The 24,788-nt window shown below is 71.3% G+C and carries 20 protein-coding genes; 5 read left to right on the forward strand and 15 right to left on the reverse strand.

The annotated features are described in order from the left end of the window. Positions 1-2: 2 nt before the first annotated feature. Positions 3-515, reverse strand: coding sequence for a MarR family winged helix-turn-helix transcriptional regulator (locus Sfr03f_RS10275; RefSeq protein ID WP_108953331.1), 513 nt, complete (start codon positions 513-515; stop codon positions 3-5). 91 nt (positions 516-606) lie between these two features. On the opposite strand from Sfr03f_RS10275, the gene Sfr03f_RS10280 reads away from it, so the two are divergent. Further along, positions 607-2,754: an MMPL family transporter gene (locus tag Sfr03f_RS10280; protein ID WP_108953332.1), complete on the forward strand. Its 2,148-nt coding sequence runs from the start codon at positions 607-609 to the stop codon at positions 2,752-2,754. A 96-nt stretch (positions 2,755-2,850) separates the two neighbouring features. On the opposite strand, the gene Sfr03f_RS10285 is transcribed toward Sfr03f_RS10280, so the two are convergent. From Sfr03f_RS10285 to Sfr03f_RS10315, 7 genes are all read right to left on the reverse strand, one after another. Continuing rightward, positions 2,851-3,852, reverse strand: a complete 1,002-nt coding sequence (locus tag Sfr03f_RS10285) for a sugar phosphate isomerase/epimerase family protein (protein ID WP_108953333.1) — start codon at positions 3,850-3,852, stop codon at positions 2,851-2,853. Positions 3,853-3,937: 85 nt separating this feature from the next. Further along, complete coding sequence (locus Sfr03f_RS10290) at positions 3,938-5,131, reverse strand: Gfo/Idh/MocA family protein (protein WP_108953334.1); 1,194 nt, start codon at positions 5,129-5,131, stop codon at positions 3,938-3,940. A 104-nt stretch (positions 5,132-5,235) separates the two neighbouring features. Then, positions 5,236-6,273: a substrate-binding domain-containing protein gene (locus Sfr03f_RS10295; protein ID WP_108953335.1), complete on the reverse strand. Its 1,038-nt coding sequence runs from the start codon at positions 6,271-6,273 to the stop codon at positions 5,236-5,238. A gap of 31 nt (positions 6,274-6,304) precedes the next feature. Beyond that, entirely contained in the window at positions 6,305-7,354 is a 1,050-nt protein-coding gene (locus Sfr03f_RS10300) for an ABC transporter permease (protein WP_108953336.1), read from the reverse strand. Further along, positions 7,351-8,859 carry a sugar ABC transporter ATP-binding protein gene (locus Sfr03f_RS10305; protein ID WP_108953585.1) on the reverse strand — a complete coding sequence of 503 codons (1,509 nt, stop codon included), beginning with the start codon at positions 8,857-8,859 and terminating at the stop codon, positions 7,351-7,353. The genes Sfr03f_RS10300 and Sfr03f_RS10305 overlap by 4 nt, the downstream gene beginning before the upstream one ends. 171 nt (positions 8,860-9,030) lie before the next feature. Continuing rightward, positions 9,031-10,212, reverse strand: coding sequence for an ROK family transcriptional regulator (locus Sfr03f_RS10310; RefSeq protein WP_108953337.1), 1,182 nt, complete (start codon positions 10,210-10,212; stop codon positions 9,031-9,033). 207 nt (positions 10,213-10,419) lie between these two features. Continuing rightward, entirely contained in the window at positions 10,420-11,052 is a 633-nt protein-coding gene (locus Sfr03f_RS10315) for a helix-turn-helix domain-containing protein (RefSeq protein WP_108953586.1), read from the reverse strand. A gap of 140 nt (positions 11,053-11,192) precedes the next feature. On the opposite strand from Sfr03f_RS10315, the gene Sfr03f_RS10320 reads away from it, so the two are divergent. Continuing rightward, entirely contained in the window at positions 11,193-12,179 is a 987-nt protein-coding gene (locus Sfr03f_RS10320; protein ID WP_108953338.1) for an alpha/beta fold hydrolase, read from the forward strand. A 113-nt stretch (positions 12,180-12,292) separates the two neighbouring features. Here the strand turns inward: Sfr03f_RS10320 and Sfr03f_RS10325 are convergent, their stop codons facing one another. The 5 genes from Sfr03f_RS10325 to Sfr03f_RS10345 form a co-directional block, all read right to left on the reverse strand. After that, positions 12,293-13,612, reverse strand: coding sequence for an extracellular catalytic domain type 1 short-chain-length polyhydroxyalkanoate depolymerase (locus Sfr03f_RS10325; protein WP_108953339.1), 1,320 nt, complete (start codon positions 13,610-13,612; stop codon positions 12,293-12,295). Positions 13,613-13,798: 186 nt separating this feature from the next. Next, positions 13,799-14,767 carry an acetylxylan esterase gene (locus Sfr03f_RS10330; RefSeq protein ID WP_108953340.1) on the reverse strand — a complete coding sequence of 323 codons (969 nt, stop codon included), beginning with the start codon at positions 14,765-14,767 and terminating at the stop codon, positions 13,799-13,801. Positions 14,768-15,074: 307 nt separating this feature from the next. Beyond that, on the reverse strand, positions 15,075-17,624 hold the full coding sequence (locus tag Sfr03f_RS10335) for an NACHT domain-containing protein (protein ID WP_108953341.1): 2,550 nt from the start codon (positions 17,622-17,624) through the stop codon (positions 15,075-15,077). 193 nt (positions 17,625-17,817) lie between these two features. Further along, positions 17,818-18,225, reverse strand: coding sequence for a hypothetical protein (locus tag Sfr03f_RS10340; RefSeq protein WP_108953342.1), 408 nt, complete (start codon positions 18,223-18,225; stop codon positions 17,818-17,820). A gap of 406 nt (positions 18,226-18,631) precedes the next feature. Beyond that, positions 18,632-19,474, reverse strand: a complete 843-nt coding sequence (locus Sfr03f_RS10345) for a MerR family transcriptional regulator (protein ID WP_108953343.1) — start codon at positions 19,472-19,474, stop codon at positions 18,632-18,634. Between the two features lie 851 nt (positions 19,475-20,325). Between Sfr03f_RS10345 and Sfr03f_RS10355 the strand changes: the two genes are divergently transcribed. Beyond that, positions 20,326-20,889: a GNAT family N-acetyltransferase gene (locus Sfr03f_RS10355; RefSeq protein WP_108953345.1), complete on the forward strand. Its 564-nt coding sequence runs from the start codon at positions 20,326-20,328 to the stop codon at positions 20,887-20,889. Positions 20,890-21,072: 183 nt separating this feature from the next. Here the strand turns inward: Sfr03f_RS10355 and Sfr03f_RS10360 are convergent, their stop codons facing one another. Continuing rightward, on the reverse strand, positions 21,073-21,753 hold the full coding sequence (locus Sfr03f_RS10360) for an NAD(P)H oxidoreductase (protein ID WP_108953346.1): 681 nt from the start codon (positions 21,751-21,753) through the stop codon (positions 21,073-21,075). 117 nt (positions 21,754-21,870) lie between these two features. Between Sfr03f_RS10360 and Sfr03f_RS10365 the strand changes: the two genes are divergently transcribed. After that, a complete protein-coding gene (locus tag Sfr03f_RS10365; protein WP_245967480.1) occupies positions 21,871-22,830 on the forward strand; it encodes an AraC family transcriptional regulator in 960 nt (319 codons plus the stop codon). Positions 22,831-22,946: 116 nt separating this feature from the next. On the opposite strand, the gene Sfr03f_RS10370 is transcribed toward Sfr03f_RS10365, so the two are convergent. Then, complete coding sequence (locus tag Sfr03f_RS10370; RefSeq protein WP_108953348.1) at positions 22,947-23,390, reverse strand: winged helix-turn-helix transcriptional regulator; 444 nt, start codon at positions 23,388-23,390, stop codon at positions 22,947-22,949. A gap of 130 nt (positions 23,391-23,520) precedes the next feature. Between Sfr03f_RS10370 and Sfr03f_RS10375 the strand changes: the two genes are divergently transcribed. Further along, positions 23,521-24,393, forward strand: a complete 873-nt coding sequence (locus tag Sfr03f_RS10375) for an aldo/keto reductase family oxidoreductase (protein ID WP_108953349.1) — start codon at positions 23,521-23,523, stop codon at positions 24,391-24,393. The last annotated feature ends 395 nt before the right edge of the window (positions 24,394-24,788 follow it).

Genomic DNA, 24,788 nt, shown 5'->3' on the forward strand with positions numbered 1-24,788 from the left:
GTCTACCGGCCCGGCTCCTTGCCGGGCTCCCCGCCGAACCGGTCGGCGGCCAGCTCCTGGTTGAGGGTGTGCAGGAAGTCCGCCACCGTGGCGAGCTGCGCGGGCGTGAACTGCTCCATCGCCGCCTCGGTGCTGCGCGCCAGCGGGCTGAAGTACTGGCGGGCCAGCGCGCGGGCCGCCGGCTTGTACTCCAGGTGCACGACCCTGCGGTCGGCGCTGTCCCGCGTCCGGCCGATGTGACCGGCCCGCTCCAGCCGGTCGATGCAGGCGGTGACCGCACCGGAGGTCAGGCTCAGGCGCTCGGCCAGCCGCGAGGGCGTCATCGGGCGGCCCTCCGTGACGGCGGAGTCCATGACGGCAGCCAGCGCGTGGACGTCGGTGGAATGCAGACCGTGACTCTGCGCGAAGGAGTGCGCACGCCGATTGGTCTCGCTGGTCAGCGTCCGCAGCAGGACGGCGAAGGCCTGCAGGTCGTGCGCGGTGTCGTTCCGGCTCTCCGGACTGGTCCGTTCCATGCCCCCATTCTAAGATCTCTCGATTGTTGAGATACTTTCTCTTTGAGATATGTTGACCTTCGTCATCCGCTCCACGTCCGTTGGGAAGTGCATGAACACCCTGCGTCGACCAGTCCGCTGGCTGGTCCCTCTCGTCCTCGTCGTCGTCTGGCTCGGCCTCGGGGGAGCCTTCGGCTCCTACGCGGGCAAGCTCGGGGAGGTCGCCACCAACGACCAGGCGGCGTTCCTGCCGCAGAACGCCCAGTCCACCAAGGTCATCGAGGAGCAGAAGGCCTTCAACCAGGAGGAGACGCTCCCGGCGGTCGTCGTGTGGACCGCCGAGGGCGGCGGCCCGGTGGACGAGGCCCAGCAGAAGGCCGCCACCGGGCAGCTCGCCTCACTCGCCGACGCCGACGGAGTGGCCGGCACCCCCTCACCCGCGCTCCGCTCCGAGGACGGGGAGGCCCTCCAGGGCGTCGTTCCGCTGAGCCCCGACCTGGGGGACCGGCTCGCCGAGGTGCTGGACGACGTGAAGGCGGCCGCCGCCGAGGTGCCGGGCACCCGCGCGCAGCTCGCGGGCCCGGCCGCCACCCAGGGCGACCTCGGCGAGGCGTTCGCCGGCATCGACGGCATCCTCCTGGGCGTCGCGCTGGCGGCCGTCCTCGTCATCCTGCTGCTCGTCTACCGCAGCGTCCTGCTGCCCTTCACCATCATCGTCAGCGCCGTCTTCGCGCTCGGTGTGGCGTGCGCCGTCGTCTACGTCCTCGCCGACCACGACATCGTGCGGGTCGACGGACAGGTGCAGGGCATCCTGTCCATCCTGGTGATCGGCGCGGCCACCGACTACGCGCTGCTGCTGACGGCGCGCTTCCGCGAGGAGCTGTCGCAGAGCGGGGACAAGGTGGCCGCGGCCGTCGCCGCGACGCGGGGTTCCTTCGGCGCCATCACCGCCAGCGCCGCGACCGTCGCCCTGGGCCTGCTCGCCCTGCTGCTCAGCGACCTGACCAACAACCGCGCCCTGGGTCCGGTCGGCGCGATCGGCATCGTCTGCGCGGTCCTGACCACGCTGACGTTCCTGCCCGCGGTGCTCGCCCTGATGGGCAGGGCCGCCTTCTGGCCGGCCAAGCCCCGCTCCGCCGACGCGGAGACCGGCGGCCACGGCATCTGGCGACGGGTCGCGCACCGGGTGGACACCCACCCGCGACGGCTGTGGCTCGCCACGACGGCCCTCCTCGTCGCCGGAGCCGCCTTCTTCCCCGCGCTGCAGTCGAAGGGCGTGCCGCTGGACGAACTCTTCGTCAACGACGCGCCGTCGGTGGCCGCGCAGCAGACCCTCGGCAAGCACTTCCCCGGCGGCTCCGGACAGCCCGCCGTGATCATCGCGGACGCCGGCAAGCGGGCGGACGTGACGGACGCGGCCGCCGCCACGCAGGGCGTGGCCGACGTCCGTGTGGTCACCGCGTCCGGCAGGCCGGACGCGGAGCCCCTGGTGGCCGACGGCCGGGTCCGCATCGACGCGACCCTCACCGCCGCACCGGACAGCGACGCGGCCAAGGACGCGGTGAGCGCCCTGCGGGAACGGCTCGACACGGTCGACAGCAGCGCTCTGGTCGGCGGATACACCGCGCAGCAGTACGACACCCAGCGCACCGCCGAGGACGACCGGACCCTCATCATCCCTGTCGTCCTCGCGATCATCCTGGTCATCCTCGTCCTCCTGCTGCGGTCCCTGCTCCTCCCCGTGCTGCTGGTGGCGACCGTCGCGCTCAACTACCTGGCGACGCTGGGCATCGCCGGCCTGGTGTTCGAGCACGGCTTCGGCTTCTCCGGGACCGACGCCTCCGTCCCGCTGTACGGCTTCGTCTTCCTGGTCGCCCTGGGCGTCGACTACAACATCTTCCTGATGTCCCGCGTGCGGGAGGAGACGCTGCGCCTGGGCACGCGGCAGGGCGTCCTGCGCGGACTGGTCGCGACCGGCGGGGTGATCACCTCGGCCGGTGTCGTCCTGGCGGCCACCTTCGCGGCCCTCATCGTGATCCCGCTGGCCTTCCTCGCGCAGATCGCCTTCATCGTGGCCTTCGGCGTGCTGCTGGACACCATCGTGGTGCGCTCGCTCCTCGTCCCCGCCCTGGTGCGCGACATCGGCCCCAAGGTGTGGTGGCCCAGCCGTCTGACCCGCGAAGCGGAGGGCGCGCACGAGGACCAGGGCGGCCCCTCGCCCCGCTCGGACGCGGCGACCGCACAGGCGGAGACGAGCTGACCCGTCCCGCTCCCGGGGCCTCGGGGCAGGCCGTGGCCCCTGGGCGCCGCCCGTCGCGCCGCGCGAGGCACGACGGGCGGCGCCGTCCGCCACGGCCTAGTTGCCGCCGAAGGCCGCGTCGAAGGAGGCGGCGGGCGGGTCGAAGTCGAAGGCCTTGAGCCGCCGCAACGCCTCGGGGGCGCCCTGCAGCCGGTCCATCCCGGCGTCCTCCCACTCGACGGAGATCGGACCGGCGTAGTCGATGGAGCGAAGCATCCGGAAGACGTCCTCCCAGGGAACGTCGCCGTGCCCGGCCGACACGAAGTCCCAGCCGCGCCGCGGATCTCCCCAGGGCAGGTGCGAACCGAGCCGGCCGTTGCGCCCGTCGAGCCGTTTGCGGGCCTCCTTGCAGTCCACGTGGTAGATCCGCTCACGGAAGTCCCACAGGAACCCGACCGGGTCGAGGTCCTGCCACACGAAGTGCGACGGGTCGAAGTTGAGCCCGAAGGCGGGCCGGTGGTCCACCGCCTCCAAGGCCCTCAGCGTGGTCCAGTAGTCGTAGGCGATCTCGCTGGGGTGGACCTCGTGGGCGAAGCGCACGCCCTCGGCGTCGAACACGTCCAGGACCGGGTTCCAGCGGTCGGCGAAGTCCTGGTAACCGCGCTCGACCATCGACTCGGGGACGGGCGGGAACATGGCCACCAGGTGCCAGATCGCCGAGCCGGTGAAACCGACGACGGTCTCCACGCCGAAGGCGGCGGCGGCCCGGGCGGTGTCGGCCATCTCCGCCGCGGCCCGCCGGCGGACGCCCTCCGCCTCGCCGTCGCCCCAGATGCGGGCGGGGAGGATCGCCCGGTGGCGCTCGTCGATGATCGCGTCGCAGACCGCCTGTCCCACCAGGTGCTGGGAGACGGCCCGGCACCGGAGACCGTACTTCTCCAGGAGCCGGCGCCGGCCGTCCAGGTAGGACGGATCGGCCAGAGCCTTGTCGACCTCGAAGTGGTCGCCCCAGCAGGCGAGTTCCAGTCCGTCGTAGCCGAAGTCGCGGGCCAGCCGGCAGACCTCCTCGAGCGGCAGGTCGGCCCACTGGCCGGTGAAGAGGGTGAAGTCGCGGGGCACGGTACGTCTCCTCGGTCGGTTCGCGTGAAGGTTGTCGCCCGCGGGGCGGCGGTGGTTCCCCGAATGGCGGGGGCGGGGGAGGGGCTCACCAGACGGGGGTGTAGGCGGACCCCTCGGCGGCGCTGGCCTCCACCGCCGCCAGCACCCGCTGGACGCGCAGGCCGTCGGCGAAGGTCGGGGCGGCCGGCCGGCCGGTGTGCACGGCGTGCACCAGGTCGCGCGCCTGGTGCACGAAGCTGTGCTCGTAGCCCAGACCGTGTCCGGGCGGCCACCAGGCGTCGAGGTAGGGGTGTTCGGGCTCGGTGACCAGGATCCGGCGGAAGCCGGCGCTCGGGGCGGGCTCACGGTGGTCGTGGTACTCCAGCTCGTTCAGCCGCTCCAGGTCGAAGGCCAACGAGCCCTGCGAACCGTTGAGTTCGATGCGCAGGGCGTTCTTCCGGCCGGTCGCGAAGCGGGTCGCCTCGAAGGTGGCGAGGGCGCCCCCGGTGAAGCGCCCGGTGAAGAGCGCCGCGTCGTCCACGGTGACGGCGCCCCTGCCGTCCGACGCGTCCGTGACGGCCAGGCCGCTCGACGCGACCGCGGGCAGCGGGCGTTCGCGGACGAAGGTCTCGGTGAGCGCGGACACCCCGGCGAGGGTGTCGCCGGTCAGGTACTGGGCGAGGTCCACGATGTGGGCGCCCAGGTCCCCGAGCGCACCGGAACCCGCGACCTCCCTGCGCAGCCGCCAGGTCAGCGGGAACTCGGGGTCCACCAGCCAGTCCTGCAGATAGACGACCCGCACGTGGCGTAGCGTGCCGAGACGGCCGGCGGCGACCATCTCCCGGGCCAGGGCGGCCGCGGGCACGCGGCGGTAGTTGAACCCGACCATGGCGATCTGTCCGCGCTCCTCGGCGGCCCGCGCCGCCGCCGTCATGGCCTCGGCCTCGGCGACGCTGTTCGCCAGCGGCTTCTCGCACAGGACGTGCTTGCCGGCCTCCAGGGCGGCGATCGCGATCTCGGCGTGGCTGTCGCCGGGGGTGCAGATGTCGACGAGGTCGACGTCCTCGCGGGCGATCAGGGCACGCCAGTCGGTCTCGGCGACCGCCCAGCCGTGCCGCTGCGCGGCGGCGCGGACCGCCCGGCGGTCCCGGCCGCCGATCGCGGCGAGCCGGGGCTCCAGGGGCAGGTCGAAGACCCGGCCGACGGTGCGCCAGGCCTGGGAATGGGCGGCACCCATGAAGGCGTGGCCGACCATGCCGATCCCGAGGACGGGTCGTGCTGACGGATCGGGCTGTCGCATGCGGTATCTCCTCCTCGTCGAGGTGCGCTGCCCGGACGGGCCCCGCCCGAGCAGCGCACCGTCCGCCCGGCCCCACGGCCGGGGCCGGGACCCGGCGCGCGGGATCAGTCGAAGCCGACAGGCATGTACTGGTCGACGTTGGACTTGTCGACGACGGCCGAGTACGCGGTGACCTGCGAGGGGATCTCGAACTCGGCGAGGCCGGCGACCCCCTTGCCCTGCCCGAGGGCGCGCGCCAGGTCGATCGCGGAGGCCGCCATGGTCGGCGGATAGAGGACGGTGGCCTTCAGCACCCCGTCGTCCGCCTTGATCGCCTCGAAGGCCGACAGCGCGCCCGCCCCGCCGACCATCAGGAAACCCTTGCGGCCCGCCTGGTCGATGGCCCGCAGGGCGCCCACCCCCTGGTCGTCGTCGTGGTTCCACAGGGCGTCGAACTTCGGCTGGGCCTGCAGCAGTTGCGCCATCTTGGCCTGCCCGCTCTCCACCGTGAACTCGGCGGCCTGCCGGGCGACCTTCTTGATGTTGGGGTAGTTCTTCAGCGCGTCGTCGAAGCCCTTGGTGCGCTGCCGGGTGAGTTCCAGGTTGTCCAGGCCGGCGAGTTCGACCACCTTGGCGTCCGGTGTGTCCTTGAGCTTCTCGCCGATGTAGTGGCCGGCGTTGAGACCCATGCCGTAGTTGTCGCCGCCGACCCAGCAGCGGAAGGCCTGCGGCGAGCTGAAGACGCGGTCCAGGTTGACCACCGGGATGTTCGCCCGCATGGCCTTCAGACCGGTCTGGGTGAGCGCCGCGCCGTCGGCCGGCAGGATCACCAGGACGTCGACCTTCTTGTTGATCAGCGTCTCGATCTGGCCGATCTGGGTGGCGGTGTCGTTGGAGCCCTCGGTGATGTCCAGGGTTACGTCGGAGTACCTCCCGGCCCGGGCACGGGCCTGCTCGTTGATGGCGTTGAGCCAGCCGTGGTCGGCCTGCGGTCCGGCGAAGCCGATGGTGACGGCCTTGCCGGGCTTGTCGTCGGCGGCCTGCTGGGAGGAGCCCGTGCTCCCCTTCTCCTTCTCGTTGCTGGTGCAGCCCGCGAGGAGGGCGCCGGCCGAGACGGCGGCGGTCCCGAAGAGCAGTCCCCTGCGGCTCGTGAGGTCTGGCATGGCGGTGGACCCTTCTGTCGGCTCGGACGAATCAGGTCAGCTCGTTCCTGACGGTGCGGGACTGCACCAGGACGGCGGCGACGATGATCGCGCCCTTGGCGATCTGCTGGACGTCGCTCTGCGCGTTGTTCAGCGCGAAGATGTTGGTGATGGTGGTGAAGATCAGCACACCGAGGACGGAGCCGACGATGGTGCCGCGGCCGCCGCTGAGCAGGGTGCCGCCGATGATCGCGGCGGCGATGGCGTCGAGCTCGTAGAGGTTCCCGTTGGTGTTCTGGCCCGAGCCGGAGAGCACGACCAGCATGAACGCGGCGATGCCGCAGCACAGCCCGGACAGCAGGTACAGGTACAGGCGCTGGCGGCGCACGTCGATGCCGGCCAGCCGGGCCGCCTCCGCGTTGCCGCCGACGGCCACCGTGCGGCGGCCGAAGGTGGTCCGGTTGAGCAGCAGCCACCCCGCGACCGTGACCGCGGCGAAGACCAGCACCAGGGGCGGGACGCCGAGCACGTAGGCCTCGCGGCCGCCCAGGTCCAGCACCCCCTCCACGGTCACCCGCTGGGTGCGCCCCTCGGTGATCAGCAGGGCCAGTCCGCGCGCCGAGGCCAGCATGGCGAGGGTCGCGATGAACGGCACCATCGCGCCGTAGGCGATCAGCGCCCCGTTCACCAGACCGCAGCCGAGCCCCACCACGACCGCGGTGAAGAGGACACCGGTGAAACCGAACTCCTGGGTGGCCACGGTGGTCGCCCACACCGACGACAGAGCCACGACCGCCCCGACCGACAGGTCGATCCCACCCGCGGCGATCACGAAGGTCATGCCGACGGTGACCACTCCGATCACCGAGGCCTGGGTGAGCACCAGCCGCAGGTTGTCGACGTCCCAGAACGCCTCGGGCCGGGTGACGCAACCGGCCACGACCAGCGCGGCGAGCACGCCCAGCAGGGACAGGGTCCGCACGTCCAGCCGTGCGAACACGGCCGGCGGTGCGGTGCGGCGGCTCTCCGCAGGCGGCGCCTGCTTCTCCGCGCCGGAGGCGGGCGGGACCCCGCCGGCCGGTGGGGACACGGGGTGCGTCATCTCTGGCTCCCTTCGGCAGCCGTGTCGGTGGCGTGCAGCACGAGATCGAGGACCCGGTGCTCGTCGAGCTCGCCGGCCGGCGCCGTGTGCACCACCCGGCCCTCCCGGAGCACCAGGACGCGGTCGGCGAGGCCGAGCACCTCGGGCAGTTCGCTGGAGACCAGCAGCACCGCGAGCCCCTCGTCGGCCAGGCGGCGGATCACCGCGTACAACTCCGCCCGGGCGCCGATGTCCACACCCCGGGTGGGCTCGTCCAGCAGCAGGACGCGGCAGCCGCGCAGCAGCCAGCGGGCCAGCACGGCCTTCTGCTGGTTGCCGCCGGACAGGGTGCGCACGGCCGTCCCCGGGTCGTCCGGGCGCAGTGACAACTCCCGGGTCGCCGCGCGGGCGGCGGCACGCTCGGCGCGGCGGTCCAGCCAGCCGCCCCTGGCGAACCTGCCGAGTGTGGAGACGGAGACGTTGCGGGTGACGCTCTCCAGCATCAGCAGCGCCTGCGCCTTGCGCTCCTCCGGCGCCAGGCCCAGGCCGGCGCGGACCGCGGCGGGCACGCTGCCGGGCCTCAACGGCCGTCCGTCCACCAGAACCCGTCCGGCGGTGGGCCGGCGCGCGCCGTAGAGGGTCTCGAGGATCTCGGACCGTCCGGAGCCGACCAGCCCGGCCAGCCCGACGATCTCGCCGGGCCGCAGGTCGAGGTCGAGCGGCTGGAACCTCCCCGCCAGGGCGAGACCCCGGACGGTGAGCACCGGCGCCGCCTCGGGCGGACGGGCGGCCCTGGGCGGGAAGGCGTGCTCGACGCTGCGGCCGGTCATCAGGGAGACGATCTCCCGGGTGGGCGTGGTGCGCGCGGGCAGCGCCCCGGCCACCGCCCGGCCGTCCTTGAGGACGGTGACCCGGTCGCCGATGCGGCGGATCTCCTCCAGCCGGTGGGAGATGTACACCACCGCGACGCCCTCGTCGGTGAGGGAGCCGACGATCCGGAAGAGGTTGTCGACCTCACCCGGATCCAAGGCGGCGGAGGGCTCGTCCATCACGATCAGCCGGACGTCGTGGGACAGCGCGCGAGCCATGGAGACGATCTGCCGCTGCGCCGCGGACAGCGCGCCGACCGGGCGGGCCGGGTCGATCTCCGGATGCCCGAGACGGCGCAGCAACCGTGCGGAGGCCTCACGGGCGACACGGGGCCGGACCACGAACCCGGCCCGGGTGGGCTCGTGGCCGAGGAAGACGTTCTCGGCGACCGACAGGTGCTCGACCAGGTCGAGTTCCTGGTAGATGGTGGCGATGCCCCGGCGCACGGCGTCGCTGGGGGAGCGCAGGGAGACCGGCTCCCCGGCCCAGGTGACGGTGCCGCCGTCCGGCCGGTGCACCCCGGCCAGCACCTTGATCAGGGTGGACTTGCCCGCGCCGTTCTGCCCGAGCAGGCAGTGGACCTCGCCGGCCCGCACCTCCAGGTCCACCCCGTCCAGCGCGCGGACACCGGGGAACGACTTCGTGATCGCGGTCATGGTGAGCAGCGGTGCGGACACTTCGGACGGCATGACGCATCTCCCGGCGGTAGGCAGGGCGGTACGGATCGCGAGGCAGGGCGGTACGGATCGCGCGAGGTCACGGCAGGTACGGCTCGGGACCGGGCGGTGGCGCGGCCCCGGCCGTCGGGGGTGGAGCGGTGGCTGCGGTCAGGCGGGGGAGAACACGTGGTCGCTGATCAGTCGGGCGCCGCCGACGACTCCGGCGGCGGACCCGAGCTCGTCCAGGACGATCGGCAGGTTGCCGGTCGCCAGAGGCAGGGACTGGCGGTACACCTGGGTACGGATGGCGGCGAGGAGGTTGTGGCCGAGGCCGGTGACCCCTCCGCCGATCACCACCAGACCCGGGTTGAAGAAGCTGACGAGCCCCGCGATGACCTGCCCCACGCGCGTCCCGCCCTCGCGGATCAGGTCGAGGCAGGCGGCGTCGCCCGCCGCGGCAGCGGCGCCGACGTCGGCCGCGGTGAGCCGGCCGCTCTCGGCCAGCCGCGCGGCGAGCTGCGGTGAACGCCCCTGCTGGGCGGCCTCCACCGCGTCCTTGGCGAGCGCGGCCCCGCCGAAGTGCGCCTCCAGACAACCGCGGTTGCCGCAGGCACAGGGACGGCCGTCGGGGACTGCCTGGATGTGGCCGATGTCGCCGGCGCTGCCGGTGACACCGCGGTGCACCGTGCCGCCCACCACGATCCCGCAGCCGATGCCGGTGCCGATCTTGACGCACAGGTAGTCGTCCACGGAGCGGGCCACCCCGGCGTGCATCTGGCCCAACGCCATCAGGTTCACGTCGTTGTCGACCATGACCGGACAGCCCAGTTCCTGGCTGAGCGCCTCCCGCACCGGGAACCCGTCCCAGCCGGGCATGATCGGCGGCGCGACCGGCACCCCCTCCGGAAAGCGCACCGGCCCCGGCACCCCGATGCCGGCGCCGTCGAATCCCTCCGCCGAGCCCGAGGCCCTCAGCTTGGCGGCCATCTCCAGGACCTGCTCGAAGACCGCCACGGGCCCCTCTCGCACGTCCATCGGCTGGGTGAGATGGCCCAGCACCTCCAGCTCGGCGTTGGTGACGGCGACGTCGACCGAGGTCGCACCGATGTCCACACCGAGGAAACGCAGACCGGGGGCCAGACGGACGTTGTGCGAACGCCGGCCGCCCCGTGAGGCGGCGAGACCGTCGGCGACGACCAGCCCCGTCTCCAGCAACCGCTCCACCTCGACGGCGAGCCGCGACCGCGACAGGTCGACACGGTCACCCAACTGCGCACGGGAGCGAGGACCCTCGTCCCGCAACAGCCGGAGCAGGCGGGCCTGATGGGCGTTCACGGGTCGCGCGGTCATGCGTCTCACGATCCCCTCCCGGCCCAACTGCCCTGACTGAGGCGTGCTTTCGCGGAGAACGTAGCAGCGGCCGCGTGGGGTGGGAAGAAGTCGCGCACGAATCCACGCGACTTCTTCCCGCGACAGGACAAAGCCCCGCCCGCACTCTCCCCGCCCGCACTCTCCCCTCCCGTCCGGGGTCCGCCGGTTCGCTACGGACGCCCGGACTCAGTCGCCGCCGCCCCTGCCCCCACCCCTCCCGCGACCACGTGCCGGAGGGGTGCGCCACCGCAGCCGTTCTCCTTGCGGCCCGAACAGGACCAGGTACTCGACCGGTCCGGCGGAGCCGGCGTTCGCGACCGCGTGCGGAACCCGGGTGTCGAACTCGACGGCGTCCCCAGCAGCCAGGACGAGGTCCTGGTCCCCGAGGGCGAGCCACAGCCGCCCGTACAGGACGCACACCCACTCGTGGCCCTCGTGGGAGACCTGCCGCGGTCGCGCGGGCGGCCCGTCGAGGGCAGGCAGGACGTGCTTGTGGGCGTGCAGACCGCCGAGGTAGCGGGTGAGCGGCAGCACCACCTTGCTGTCGCCGAAGGTCGGCGGAGCCGGAGCGCGCGGCTCACCCACCGCGACGGGTGCCGTGCCGGCCAGTTCGTCCAGGGAGACGCCGTACTCCCTCGACAGCCGCAGCACCACCTCCAAGGTGGGCCTGCGCCGGCCGGTCTCGATCCGCGACAACGTGCTCGGTGAGATGCCGGTCGCACAGCTGACGGCGGCGAGCGTGGCGCCGTGCCGCTCGCGCGCGGCGCGCAGCCGGGGTCCCATCGCCGCCACCGTGCCGTCCACCTCGTCGACCGCCACGGTGACCACTCCCTCCGACCGCCCGCCCCTACCGTTCACCTGCGAGTTTGCCAGTCCGGCACGTTCGGTCGCGTCGCGGGGGCCTCACGCCGCATGATCGACGGGCAACCCGCTTCCGCCCGCGAACCGAGGAGACACCCATGCGATCCGAGCCCGGCACCGCGCTCCGCCACCGCACCGTCGAGGCCCCGGCCGGACGGCTCCACCTGGTGGAACAGGGCACCGGTCCGCTGGTCCTGCTCGTGCACGGATTTCCCGAGTCCTGGTACTCCTGGCGCCGCCAGCTTCCGGCCCTCGCCGCGGCCGGCTACCGGGCGGTGGCGATCGACGTGCGCGGCTACGGCCGCTCCTCCAGGCCGACCGGGACCGACGCCTACCGCATGGTCCACCTGGTGGACGACAACGTCGCCGTCGTGCGCGCCCTAGGCGAGGAGAACGCGGTGGTCGTCGGCCACGACTGGGGATCCAACATCGCCGCCGTCTCCGCCCTGCTCGCCCCGGAGACCTTCCGCGCCGTCGGCCTGCTCAGCGTCCCCTACGCGCCGCCCGGTGGCCCCCGGCCCTCCGAGGTCTTCGGCCGGATCGGTGGCCCCGACCAGGAGTTCTACGTCTCCTACTTCCAGGAGCCCGGCCGCGCCGAGACGGAGATCGAACCCGACGTCCGAGGCTGGCTCGCCGGCTTCTACGCCGCCCTGTCCGCCGACACCATGCCCACCGGCGCCGCACCCGACCCGCACTTCGTCACCCCTGGCGGCAGGCTACGCGACCGCTTCCCCGCCGGCCCGCTCCCCGCCTGGCTGACCGAGGACGACCTCGACGTCTACGCCGCGGAGTTCGAGCGCACCGGCCTGACCGGCGCCCTCAACCGCTACCGCGCCATGGACCGCGACTGGCAGGACCTCGCCCCCCACCGCGGAGCTCCGATCACCCGGCCCGCCCTGTTCGTCGGCGGCACGCTGGACGCGTCCACCACCTGGATGGCCGACGCCGTCGACGCCTACCCCACCACCCTCCCCGCCCTGTCCGCCTCCCACCTCCTGGACGGCTGCGGCCACTGGGTGCAGCAGGAACGCCCCGACGAGGTCAACAGCCTGCTGACCGACTGGCTCGCCACCCTCCACGGCTGAACGGCGAAGTCCCGTGACGGTCCTCTTCGCACGCCACCGGCGGGCCGGACCCCGCCCGGGCTCGCGTCGCGTCGTCCGCGGCGCCGGGCGAGGTTCGGCCGGTGGGCACGGGCTCAGCTCGTCTGGCAGGCCGCGCCGTTGAGCTTGAAGTTCGTCGGCCGGCCGGAGTCACCCGTGTGCGTGGCCTGGAACCCGATGGTGGTCGCGGCGCCGGGGGCGAGCGTCGAGTTGTAGCTGACCCCCTTGGCCGTGACGTTCCCGGTGCTGGGGGAGTAGGTCGCGTTCCAGCCGGAGGTGATGGTCTGCCCGGACGCGAGGGTGAACGTCAGGGTCCATCCGGTGAGCGTGGACGAACCGGTGTTGGTGACGGTGATGTTGTCGGTGAGGCCGGTGTTCCACGCGCTGACGGAGTTCGTCACCCGGCAGGCGCCGCTCGGCGGCGGCGTGGTCGGCGGGTCGGTGGGCGGCGGCGTGGTCGGCGGCGTCTGCTGGTCGAGGCCGAAGAAGGCGATGGCCTTCGCCGCCATGCCGGAGGTGGGCAGGGTGTGGCCGACACCCGCGAGGCTGATCGCCTCGACGGGGGCCTGCGTGCCGGTGCCGCCGTAACGGGTGCGGGTCCAGCCCGACTGGGGGGTGTCCGTGACCGTCGGCGTCTGGCTCACGCCGAGGACGTTGGTCCACTGCTTGATCTCTTCGCCGAAGTTGTTGTAGTGCAGCGTGGAGTCGGTGGCGCCGTGCCAGAGCTGCATGCGCGGCCGCGGACCGCTGTAGCCCGGGTACGCGGCCCGCACCAGGTCGCCCCACTGCTGCGCGGTCCTGCTGATCTGGCCGTTGGCGCAGGCGCTGTTCCAGCCGGAGCCGTCGGTGGTGGCGAAGCATCCGAACGGCACTCCGCTGAAGGCCGCCCCCGCCTTGAACAGGTCGGGGTAGTCGCCGAGCAGGACGTTGGTCGTCATGGCCCCGGACGAGGCGCCGGTGACGTAGACCCGGTCGGCGTCGGCCCCGTGGCGCTGCACGACGTTGCGGACCATGGAGGCGATGCTCGTGGGGTCGCTCCCGCCGTCGTGCTTGAGCGCCTGCGGGGACGACACGTCGAAGCACTGACCGCTGACGTTGGCGTCCGGGTAGACGACGATGAACCCGTACCGGTCCGCCAGCGAGGCGAACTCGGTGCCCGAGTGGAAACCGGGCCCGGTCCCGGTGCAGTAGTGGACCGCCACCAGCACCGGCGGGTGCGCTCCGGCGCTCGTGGGCACGTACTCGTACATGCGCAGGTTGCCCGGGTTGCTGCCGAAGTTGGTCACCTCGGTGAGGGAGGCGGCCTGCGCGGTCGGGGCCGCGAAGAGATAGGCGGCGAGCAGGGGAACCACTCCGCCGAAGAGCGACAGCAGGAGGGTTCGTAACCAGGGCCTTGACTGGGATCTGTCGGTCATGTGCACCCCTTCGGAGGGCCGAAAGTTTCGAGGCAATCCCCGTAATTTGCGGATCAAGTTAGGAACGTCAGCGCCCCGGCGTCAAGACCTCACGCAGAGGGCGGCGGATCCCGCAGGAGGATCCGCCGCCCTGTCGCCGCCCTGTCGCGGGTGAGCGAGCGGGGCGTGCGAACCGCGTCGACAGCGTCAGGCGTACGACCGCAGCCAGCGCAGTTTGGCCGCCACATGCTGAGGGCCACCGCCCTCATGGTCGTTGAAGTCGTAGACCTCGATGGCCTTGTCGGAGCCGGCCCAGGCGTTGAACGCCGCGAAGACCGTCGACGGCGGGCACGTCTGGTCCTCCAGCGCCGCCGAGAACAGCGCGGGCGCACGGCCTCGGGCGGCGAAGTGGACGGCATCGAAGTAGGACAGCGTGCGCAGGGCTTCCTCGGTGCGGCCCCGGTGCGTCCTGAGGTAGAGGCCGACCTCGCGGTACGGGTGTCGGTCCGTGAGCGTCGTGGCGCGGGGGAAGTCGCACAGGAACGGCACGTCCGGCGCCACAGCGACCAGGTCCGGCACCAGGCCGCCCACGGCGATGGAGATGCCGCCGCCCTGGCTCCCGCCGAGCACCACGGTCCGCGACGCGTCCGTCAGCGGGTGCGAGCGGGCCGCCTCCACCGCGCGCACGGCGTCGGTGAACACGCGCCGGTAGTAGTAGTTCTCCGGAGCGTCGATGCCCCGCGTCATGAAGCCGGGGTACGCCGGGGCGCTGCCCACCGGGTCGGCGGTTCCGCCACCGCCGCCCCAGCCGCTGCCCTGTCCCCGGGTGTCCATCACGAAGTGCGCCCGACCACTGGACGCCCACAGCAGATCCTCATGGGGAAGGCCGCGCCCGCCGCCGTACCCCAGGAACTCCACCACCAGCGGTACCGGTTCCTTGGCATCGGCCGGGAGCCGCAGCCAGCCCTTGACCGGGTGACCGCCGAACCCGGCGAAGCTCACGTCGTACACGTGGACCGTCGAAAGCCCCGCGTCGACCGGCTCGAACCGGGCATCCAGGTCGAACTCCCGTGACTCCTCGAGCGTCCTGGCCCAGAAGTCGTCGAAGTCCTCGGGGGCGACCGAGTCGCTCCGATAGTCACGGAGCTCGTCGAGGGGGAGGTCGAACAGGGCCATGCAGGACCGCCTTAGATCAACGGGATGATTGATCACACCGTACGTGGGAGTGTGCACAGCTCACCAGTGCGTTGCGGGCCGCCCCGCCCACGCCCGGTGTCCCGTCCGCATGCGGTGCGGTCCCGCCCCGGACGCCGGTGCCACCGTGGCGGTGCGCACCGCCCCTTCCGCGGACCGGCCGTGGTCGACGCCCCGCTGCACGACCGGCTGATGGCCGCTCGCCCGGGTCTGGCCGACCTCGCCGGCGACACCACCCGGCCGTTCCCACTGGGCCCGCACCGGTCCGGCAAGGCCCACAGGCCCCGCGTCACGTCCCCGCCTGGGGCCGCCACCGTTCGCCCGCGAAGCGTACGAGCGCGTTGTGCAGTTCGGGCCGAATCGCCGCGTCGGCCGGTTCTCCGGTGGGGCTGTCGAGCGGCCACAGGGCGATCCAGCCCGTGCTGTTGACACGGATGCGCGGCCCCGGAGCGGTCTCGGGCCTCAGCCGCAGGTGGAGCATGACGGTGCCGTCGTTCTTCCCGAACGGCGGTTCGTAGGGCCGCGCCGCGACCTCCGCGATGTCCTGCCACTCGAAACGTGTGGTTCGCTTGCCCACCGCGAACTCGACGCCGCCGTCGTCCAGGCGCAACTCGGCCCTGCGCCAGGTGAGGGGCGGGAGCAGCAGGTCGACGACAGGCGGAAGCGCCACGAAGAAACCCACGGTCTGCCAGGCGCCGGGATCGTGCCAGGCGTTCTGGAGGGTGATGACGCCGGTCCATACCAGGGCCAGCGTCCACATCGCCACATAGGCGGCCGGGTTCCCCCGGGTGACCCGGACCCCGACATGGCCGGGGATGCGTACGGACCGCGGGGTGCTGTCCGCCGCGGGAAGCGGCCGGACCGGCCAGGGCGCACGGGTGGCGTCGCGCTGCCGGCGGGGCGCCGGCGCGCCACCGTGGCGGTTGGCCGCGAGGCGTTGCTGAAGTTGGGCGTGGCGGAACTGGTACACGCCGCCGACCTGCCGCAGCAGGCCCACCCGGCGCGCGTCCTCAAGGAACGCCATGGTCGACCACGGCAGCCTCCCCAGGCTCGCGAGCACCACCTTCGCCAGCAGCCACTGCGCCCAGGGACTGAGGGTCACGATCACCGCGGCCGCGCCCACGGATCCGGAGAGCCAACTGCCGAGCAGCACGGCGCGGTCGGGTACCTGGACGGTGAACAGGGTGCCGATGGCCCCGATCACGGGGGCGACACCCAGCAGCATCAGCACCGTGCTGGCCCGCTCGCCGTTCAGCAGTGCCCGCGGTCCGACGGCCTGCGCGGTGTCGGCGGGCGCGCCGACGACCAGCATGAGCAGCGCCGGAACGGTGAGCCCCAGCGCCAGAAGCGGCTCGTCCCGGTACAGGAGGAGGACGACGGGCGTCAGGAACACCAGGAGCCAGAACAGGCCCGGGATACGGGACCGGTGCCTGCCGAACCCGGCGGGCCGACGGGGCAGAGGCCCTTTCCAGACCTGCGAGAGCAGCAGGAGCATGCCGCTCATGATCCCGAACGTCGTGGCGACATGAGCTCCCGCGGCCACCTGGAAGGTCAGGAACGGATTGCCTCCTGCGACCCGGTTCTGGAACCACGAGGAGCCTGCCATCAGCAGGACGTAGCCGGCCACCAGGACCGGCGCCTTGAGGACCGTCGGCGGCTTCGCGCGGTGCAGCTCCCACCAGGCGAGTTCCTTGGTCTTCGTCGCGGTGAGATGGGTCGCGAGGAAGCCGAGGGCGCGCCGCGCTCTCGCATGCCCCCACTCCCGTACCGGGTGGGGCTGGTGGGGCGAGGCCGGCCCGGTGGGGAACGCCGCGGGGACGACGGAGTCGAGCAGATGCCGTTCGATCGCCGCCGCGTCGGGGAAGCGGGACTCGTCGGCGAGTTCGCCGGGGTCGGCGTCCGGGCGGGCGTACACCGTGCGGGCCAGCCACAGCATGAGCGGAGACGAGAGGGCTCTGGTCGCCGCGGCTCCGGGGTGGTGTGCGAGGTGATCGAGGAGCGCCTGCCACTGCCGAGTGCGCTGCGGGTGCGCGGAGCCGCGCAGGTACTCCGCCGACGCCGCCCCCACCACGGGTTGTGCCCTGATCACGGCCGCTGCTTGTAACACGGTCTCCGCTGCGACGAGTTCGGTGTACTCCTCCGTGCGGGAAGTCAGGATCAGCGGCATGCCTTCGGTGCCCGCCCTGTTGAGCCCGGCCAGCGCCGCGGACCGCAGTGGGCGAGGTAGTTCGTCCAGACCGTCGAGGACGGGCAGCACCCGCCGGTCGCGTACCAATGCGCGGATGCGGGCTCGGTTCAGGTCCTTGGACAGACCGACGTACTCCTCGTGGATGCGGCGCGCGAGCCAGACGTCGAAGTGTTCCTTGCCCGCGTCCCAGGAGGACACCAGCAGCAGCACGGGGATGGGCCGCGTCTCGTCCCGCAGGCTCAGCAACTCCAGCGTGAGCAGCATCATCAGGGATGTCTTGCCCGAGCCGGGAGCGCCGATGATCACCAGGCGTCGAGCGGGCAGGGCCTGGAAGGCGGCGGCGAGTTCGGTGAGGCCCGCGGTGCTGCCGGTGATGTCGGCGCCGACGTGCTCACGGTGGTCGGCGACCGTCCAGTCGGCCCGCCAGCCCACCGCGAGCCTGACGCTTCCGGTCAGACCCAGGGCCCCCGCCTCGTCCCGCCACTGGGCCAGCACCACGCGCGCCAACTCGGCGGCGGCACTGTCCTGTGTCGTCCGCGGCGGCGGCGGCAGGTGCAGGTGCACGGCGCCGAAGTCCCGGCCCTGGATGACATACGTGGCGCTGCCGCCGGAGAACACGTTGTGCACATCGCCCTGTGCCCGCTCCGACATGGCCGCTCAACCGGCCTTCCGTCTCGGCCCGCGAGAGGGCTCCACCCCGTACACCCCCGTCACACCGGCGTCGTGTTCGTGTCCCCGCCACGACATCCGGCCCGGGCGAACCGCCCGGGCATGTCTGTACAGGGAGGCAACTGCTGGTTCCGTCTCAGGATGACACAGCACGGACAAATCGTGTCGCTTTCCGTCACGGTTGGTTGAAGGTGATGGGGCCGTGGAAGTCCCGCCCCATGACGACGGTGCTCTGCGTGCCGCCCGTGATCCGGTTGTGTACGTCTCCCTCGCCGGTGCGCACCACGGTCTCCTCCGCGGCGCTCCGCCAAGCCGCGAGGTCCGCGCGGAAGGCATCGTCGTACGCGGCCCGCAGCCCCAGCACGCGGGCGAGCGCACGCGCGCGCTCCACGCTCTCGGCCCGCTCGTCCAAGGCCGCGAGCTCCTCCTCTCCCGACGGGATGCCCTCGGGTGCGTCGGGCGCCAACTCCGGCTCGCTGCGGCGCCGCACGAGATCACGCAGCGACGTCCACGCTTGCTGCCCCGCCGCACCTGCCGTGCCACTGGCCAGGGCCACCAGAAGATCGGCCGCGATCGCTTCCATGGTGTCCTCCGCTCTCCGTCTTCCCCCACGACGAGCCGGGTTCGACGACCTCACCTCCCGCAGGAGGCCGCCATCGAACACGCCCCCTGGTTGCTCCCCACCGGAGGAGCGGTTTGAACTTTCCCGCAATCAGTGGCGGGCAGCAGAAGAGGGGCACCGCCCCGCCGGCCATCCTCGTCGTCCGGGCGCGCGTTCACCACGACCACTCGTCGCTCTCGCGGAGAGGGCTGCGGGCTGGGCCGGCACGGTGTTCGAGCCTCCCGGCGCGGCAGCGGAGCAGGCCAGGCCCGGCCCGGCAGTGGCTACGTGGGGCGGATACCGGAGTTGTACGGCTGGCCGAGGTGGCCGAGGTGGCGCCTCGCCGGTGCTCGGTTCTTCTCGGTGGGGCGGCCCGCTGGGTGCGAGGTCATCCGGCCATGTCGGTCTCGTCGAGCGTGCAGATTGCCGCGGTGGTTTCGACGCCGTCGTGGTGCAGCAGTTGGCGCATGCGGGAGACGTCGATGAAGGCGGCGTCGAGGGGATGCGCGAACAGGCGTGAGAGCGCAGTGCCGTACTTGGCCATCGAACTCTTGCCCGGGATGAAGATCGACAGTTCGTCCCGAGCTTCGAAGAACTGCACCGTGATGTCGCCGGGCAGAGCTGTGACCGTTTCCTCGTCCCCCGTGATGGGGATCTGCACCAGCCAGCGCTGTCCCTCGGCGGTACGCCCCTGCCTCTCCTGCTCCGGGGCCTCTGTGGCCCAGACACGCCAAGGGGTCCCCGAGACAACGACGCCGCACGACTCCACAGTCTTGACCACGTCCTGAACGGTGGCGATTACGGCGGCATCGATTTCCGCCCAGTCGCGAGGGCTGTCCCCGATCCAGGTCCCGGGCACCAGCTTGGACGCCACGGTCATCGCGGGTACGTGCCTCAGGCGCACCGTCGGCCATGAGCTGAGGAGCTCGCGCGCGTCGCTGATCGCCTCGTCCTGGGCCTGCCGCTGGCGATGCACCTCCGTACTGTGCTGCTGCAACAGGGCCGGGGCCACGTCCGGCTCGTCGAGAGCACGTCGGACCAGCTTGACGCTCATCCCCGTGCCGCGCAGTGCGGTGATGAGCATGGCCTGCTCGACCTGCTCGAAGGTGTACGCGCGGTAGCCGGTCCGCTCATTGACGTCGGACGGCACGAGCAACCCCTCGGAGTGGTAGAACCGCAGCGTCTGCGGCGGCAGATGGCACATTTCGCTGAATTCGCTGATCGACAACATGACGCCCAGTCTGGCCTTTACAGCAACTACAAGGTCAATCAGCGCGTCGGGCCCGGGCCCGGGTTGAGCTGGGCCGGGTCAGTTCCACAGGCCCTCCGGGCCCGACCTGTGGTGGTGGCGGCGACACCCGCGCGTCCTCATCGGAGACCTCGGGCGTTCGCTCCGCTCAGCCGGCGCCATCGGCGCTGGCCCGGACGGAGACTGACCGACTGTGGGACAACTTTCTGGCCCCGGAGGCCACCGCCCGGGCCGCTGAGCTAAGGAGCCAGATCGAGCACCTCACCGCCGCCCTGGGCCGAGACGCCTACACCAGGCCATCGTGCACGCCTTCAACCAGCATCCCGACGAGGAGGTGCGAAGCCCGTGACCTCATCGGTGCCGACGCCCGACTGGTCGTCGTGGCCGGCCGACCGCCCGCGGACAACCGCAGCGACTGCAAGGCATAGGTTTCATCAGGGGTAGCTGACGCAACTACTAACGCAGTCGTCGGATACCGCGCCTGCGATCATCAGCCCTAGAACGAGAAGAGCCAGGAAGATCACAGGTACTTTATCGGCGGCCCAGCCAATGTGGGAGGGGACTTCCGGATCGCTGCTCTGGGGGACCTCACCGTGGCTCTCGGACTCGCTATCGGGTCCGTCGTGTCCCTCTGCCGCCATCGTGTCATCCCCCGTCATGATTTGTCCTCTCATCACACGACGTCAGGTTCCGTCCGTCAAGACCTGCGGCGGGTCGCTGTCGAGAAGAACCGCACCGGTTCGACGGATCGTCGCGGACGGGCAGGAAGGACCTCATTCGCGTGGGCGTAATCAACTTGCTCCCCGTCTCGTCGGGCGGGCAGGGTCTGCAGCATGCTCGAACTACGCACCTTGGGAGCAGACGACTGGCCTCTGTGGCGGGAGTTGCGGCTGGCCGCGCTTGCTGAGGCGCCCTACGCGTTCGGATCGACGCTGGCCCAGTGGCAGGGCTCCGGCGACCGAGAGGAACGCTGGCGTGCCCGTCTGTCGATTCCGGGCGCGCACGATCTCATCGCGCTCCTCGACGGCCTCCCAGTCGGCATGGCCAGCGCAGTGCCGGGCGCGGGAGCAGGAAACGTGGAGTTGATCTCGATGTGGGTCGATCCCGCGGCTCGAGGCAAGGGAGTGGGTGACTACCTCATCCAGGCGGTCGAGCGGTGGGCGGCGGAGCGCGGTGCCACGACGCTGTGGTTGTCCGTCATGCCGAGCAACGGCAAGGCGGTCGCGCTGTATGAGCGGCACGGCTTCACGGACACGGCTGAGCCCGGCGATCTTCTGCCCGACGACACGGACAGGGAGCGGGTCATGGCGAAGAGCCTACCCAGCTCGCCCCCAGCCACGAGGATCGGTGCCTCGTCGAACAGCGACCATCGCTGCCCCCGGGCGTCCGTGAACTGAACCTCGACCACACCGGGCCACGGCTTGCCGTCGACCCAACGGTCTGCTCGCACCGCAGCTCAGACGCTCACACTCCCGCAGTCGAACAAGGTCAGCGACGTACGCCGGCATGCCGCGAGACCTCAGCTGTGACATGCGGGACCGCCCTAACGGTGCCCCCTCACATGCGCACCTTCCCCGGCCTCAGGCCGCCACGAACTCCTCGGCGATGAAAGCCTCTACGAACTCCTGTGTGCGACGGTCGAAAGCCGTGTACTGGGCCTCCCGTTCCGCGCCCGTGACCGCGTCGCCGACCAGGAGATTGCCTTCGGTGTCGATGCGCTGAGGGCGCTCCTCCGCGTCGCTGAGCAGGCCGACGGTGGAGTGGGAGAAGCCGCAGTAGTAGGCGATGCCCTCGTTCAGGCTGGTTTCGAGTACGGCCCGCATGCCCGCCGTGATCGGATCGTCGGCGGTGGCGCCGGCCAGGCCCAGCCACAGGATGCGCTTGCCGGCGAGGCGGGGCTTGCTGCGGCCGTAGGCGAACCCGTAGTTCCATACGCGGTCGATCCAGCCCTTGAGAATGGCGGGCACGCTCTGCCAGTACACCGGGAAGACGGCGACGACGGCATCAGCGTCGAGGATGCGCCGCATGTGGGTGCGCACCTCTTCCGAGTACTCCTTCTCCCGGTTTCCCCAGTCCGGCTGGTCCTCCACGGTCATCCGAGGGTCGAAGCCCTCGGCGTGCAGGTCGAGCAGGTCGACGCGGTAGCCGGCTGTTTCGAGCTGTGCGGCAGCACGGCGGGCCGTGTGCGCGGTGAGGGAATCGGTGCGGTGGTGTGCGACGACGACGAGGGCGGTCCTGGCACGGCTGTCGTGCTGCGTCACGGTGTCTCCCGATTGGTCTCGGTCGGTTCGCTGTAGGAGTCCAGTTCAGCCGCGGTGACGTAGATGATCCATGGGAGAACCGCTCCGAAACATAGGAGATCGTCTACCGTGCTGTGCGTGGATCCTTTGAGTTCGTTACTGAGCGGCATTCGGGCCGAGGGGTCGGTCGTCAGTCACGTCGTACTCACGGTGCCCTGGGCCGTCCGCTTCGCCGACATCGCGCCCCTCACCATGATCAGCGTGCTGCGAGGCGGAGGCGTCCTGTTGCTGCCCGATGGAACGCAACGAGCACTCGGCGCCGGTCACACCGCCCTCGTGCGCGGCCCCGGACCGTTCCACCTCGTGGACCACCCCGCCGCCCTGGACAGCTCCCACGCCGCGTACGAGATCACCTGCTTCACCGAGAGTTCCGAGTGCGGTACTCAGGAACTCAGCGGTATCCGGTGGGGCTCCGACTCGGAGGAGGCGGCCGCGCTGATCGTGGGCGCCTACCGTGCGTCGGGCCACCGCCACGAGCGGCTCCTGCGCGCACTGCCACCCGTAGTGGTGGTCGAGGAGGACGCCGAGGTGTGCGCCTGGCTGGAGGCGGCCGCCGCCGACGCCGCCAGCCTCTCGGCCGGTTCGCAGGCGCTGATGGACCGGCTCCTCGACTGGGCCCTGGTGTGCACGTTGCGCAGCTGGTTCGACAGGGCGGGTGCCGACGCACCCAGCTGGTACCGGGGCCTCGCCGACCCGGTCCTCGCGCCCGCCCTCCAGTCGTTCCACGACCGGCTCGCCGAGCCCTGGACGGTGGCCTCCCTAGCCGCTCGAGCAGGCGTTTCCCGGGCGCTGTTCGCCAAGCGCTTCACCCACCTGATGGGTCGCCCTCCCCTCGCCTACGTGACCGAATGCCGTATGGACGAGGCCGAGACGCTGCTCTCCGACACCGACCTCGGCATAGCGCAGATCGCCAGGTCCGTCGGCTATGCCGACGCTTTTGGCTTCAGTGCCGCCTTCAAACGCCACAAGGGCCGAAGCCCCAGCACCTACCGGGCCGCGGCGGCTGGTGCAGCGTCCGGTCCTCGTGCGACGAGGTAGACGAGGTAGCGGCAGGCACAACAGGCGGGGGTCGCGCAGACCTGCCTGCTCCGCCCGACCGGAGTCGGGCGAGGAGCCGTGCGACTGTTCTTGCTGCTCGGCAACCTTGGTGTGGTTCAGGCGTCGCGAGTGTCGTAGGTCTCGCGATTGGCCAGCACGTCGTCCATGTGCGCCTCGGCCCAAGCCTTGAGGCCGCGCATCATCTCGTACAGCGACAGGCCGAGATCGGTCAGCTCGTAGGACACCGTGACCGGCACGGTCGGCACCACGGTCCGGGACACCAGGCCGTCGCGCTCCAGGGAGCGCAGCGTCTGGGTGAGCATCTTCTGACTGACGCCGGCCAGGAGGCGCTGCAGCTCCGAGTAGCGCATCACCCGGGGCCCGCCGGCGCAGTCGGCACCGGGCTGATGCGCGCTGTCGCTGCCGAGCGCGGCCAGGATCAGCGTGACCCACTTGTTCGAGATCCGGTCGAGCAGCTTGCGGCTGGGGCACGCCGCCACGAAGGCGTCGTACTCCACCTTGGCCTGTGCCCTCTGCTGGGCCGCTGTCGTCGTCGCCATGGACCGTTCCTCTCACCCGCGGGTGCCCTACGCACTTCGAAGTGCCTACTTCCTGCTTGGAAGTTACGCACCAATAGTGGTGCAAGGCGCCGCTAGGCACCATCCCCTGGCTCAACACGAAAGGCACACCATGAGCACACCCACCGCCTCGCTTCCCGGCGGCACCTGGACCCTGGGCGACCTGACCGTCACCCGGTTCGGCTACGGCGCCATGCAGCTCGCCGGCCCTTGGGTCATGGGTCCGCCCGCCGACCGCGAGGGCGCACTGGCCGTTCTCCGCGAGGCCGTCGCCCTCGGCATCACCCACGTCGACACCGCCGATGCCTACGGGCCACACATCACCAACCAGCTGATCCGCGAAGCGCTGCACCCGTACTCCGACTCGCTGCACATCGTGACCAAGGTCGGGGCGACCCGCGACGAGGAGGGAGGCTGGCCTCCGGCACGAAAGCCTGAAGAGCTGCGCCGGGCCGTCACCGAGAACCTGGAGAACCTCGGCCTCGACACGCTGGACGTGGTCAACCTCCGGCTCGGCGACGCCCAGGGCCCCGTGCCCGGTTCGCTCGAGGAGGCGTTCGGGGCGCTCGTCGACCTCCAGCGGCAGGGTCTCATCCGCCACCTCGGCGTGAGCAACGCGACGGCGGAGCAGGTCGCCGAGGCGCGCTCGATCGCGCCGATCGTGTGCGTGCAGAACATGTACAACCTCGCCCACCGCCACGACGACGACCTCATCGACGATCTCGTCGAGCAGGGCATCGCCTACGTGCCCTTCTTCCCCCTCGGCGGCTTCAGCCCGCTGCAGTCCTCGGCGCTCACGGCCGTAGCCACCCGGCTGGACGCGACACCGATGTCAGTTGCCCTGGCCTGGCTGCTGCAGCGGTCGCCGAACATCCTGCTGATCCCCGGCACCTCGTCGGTGGCACACCTGCGCGAAAACGTCGCCGGTGCGGGACTTCTGCTCTCCGAGGACGATCTCGCCGAGCTTGACAAGATCGGCTCCTGATCCCACGGCGTTACACCGGGGTGGGCCAGATCGATTCTGAAATGCTCAGTGAGTAACGGCGCATTCCAGGAGGGAACATCAAGAGAAAACGACCTCCAAGCAGCGTCATCTCGCTCCTTGGACGGGGGGTTGCCGGTAACAAATCGATTACTTAGAGTCTTGCCCGTGATCAAACCGTTGCTCCACACTCTGTAAGGGTGAGAGGGCAGGGTTCAGTCTCGACCCGCAGGCGTTGAGAATCGGCCGCGTCGGCAGTCGATCAGCGCTCGTGCGCGGTCAAGTTTTCTCCATCCCTGCCGACGCGGTGCGGCGCGTTAGGGAAAAACATCCTCTGGCGAAATATAGACCTCCGTGGTGATGTCTGTTTCAGGCATCGAAGCGCAAGGTCAGGTCAC

The sequence above is a fragment of the Streptomyces fragilis genome, assembly GCF_003112515.1.
GTDB lineage: Bacteria > Actinomycetota > Actinomycetes > Streptomycetales > Streptomycetaceae > Streptomyces > Streptomyces fragilis.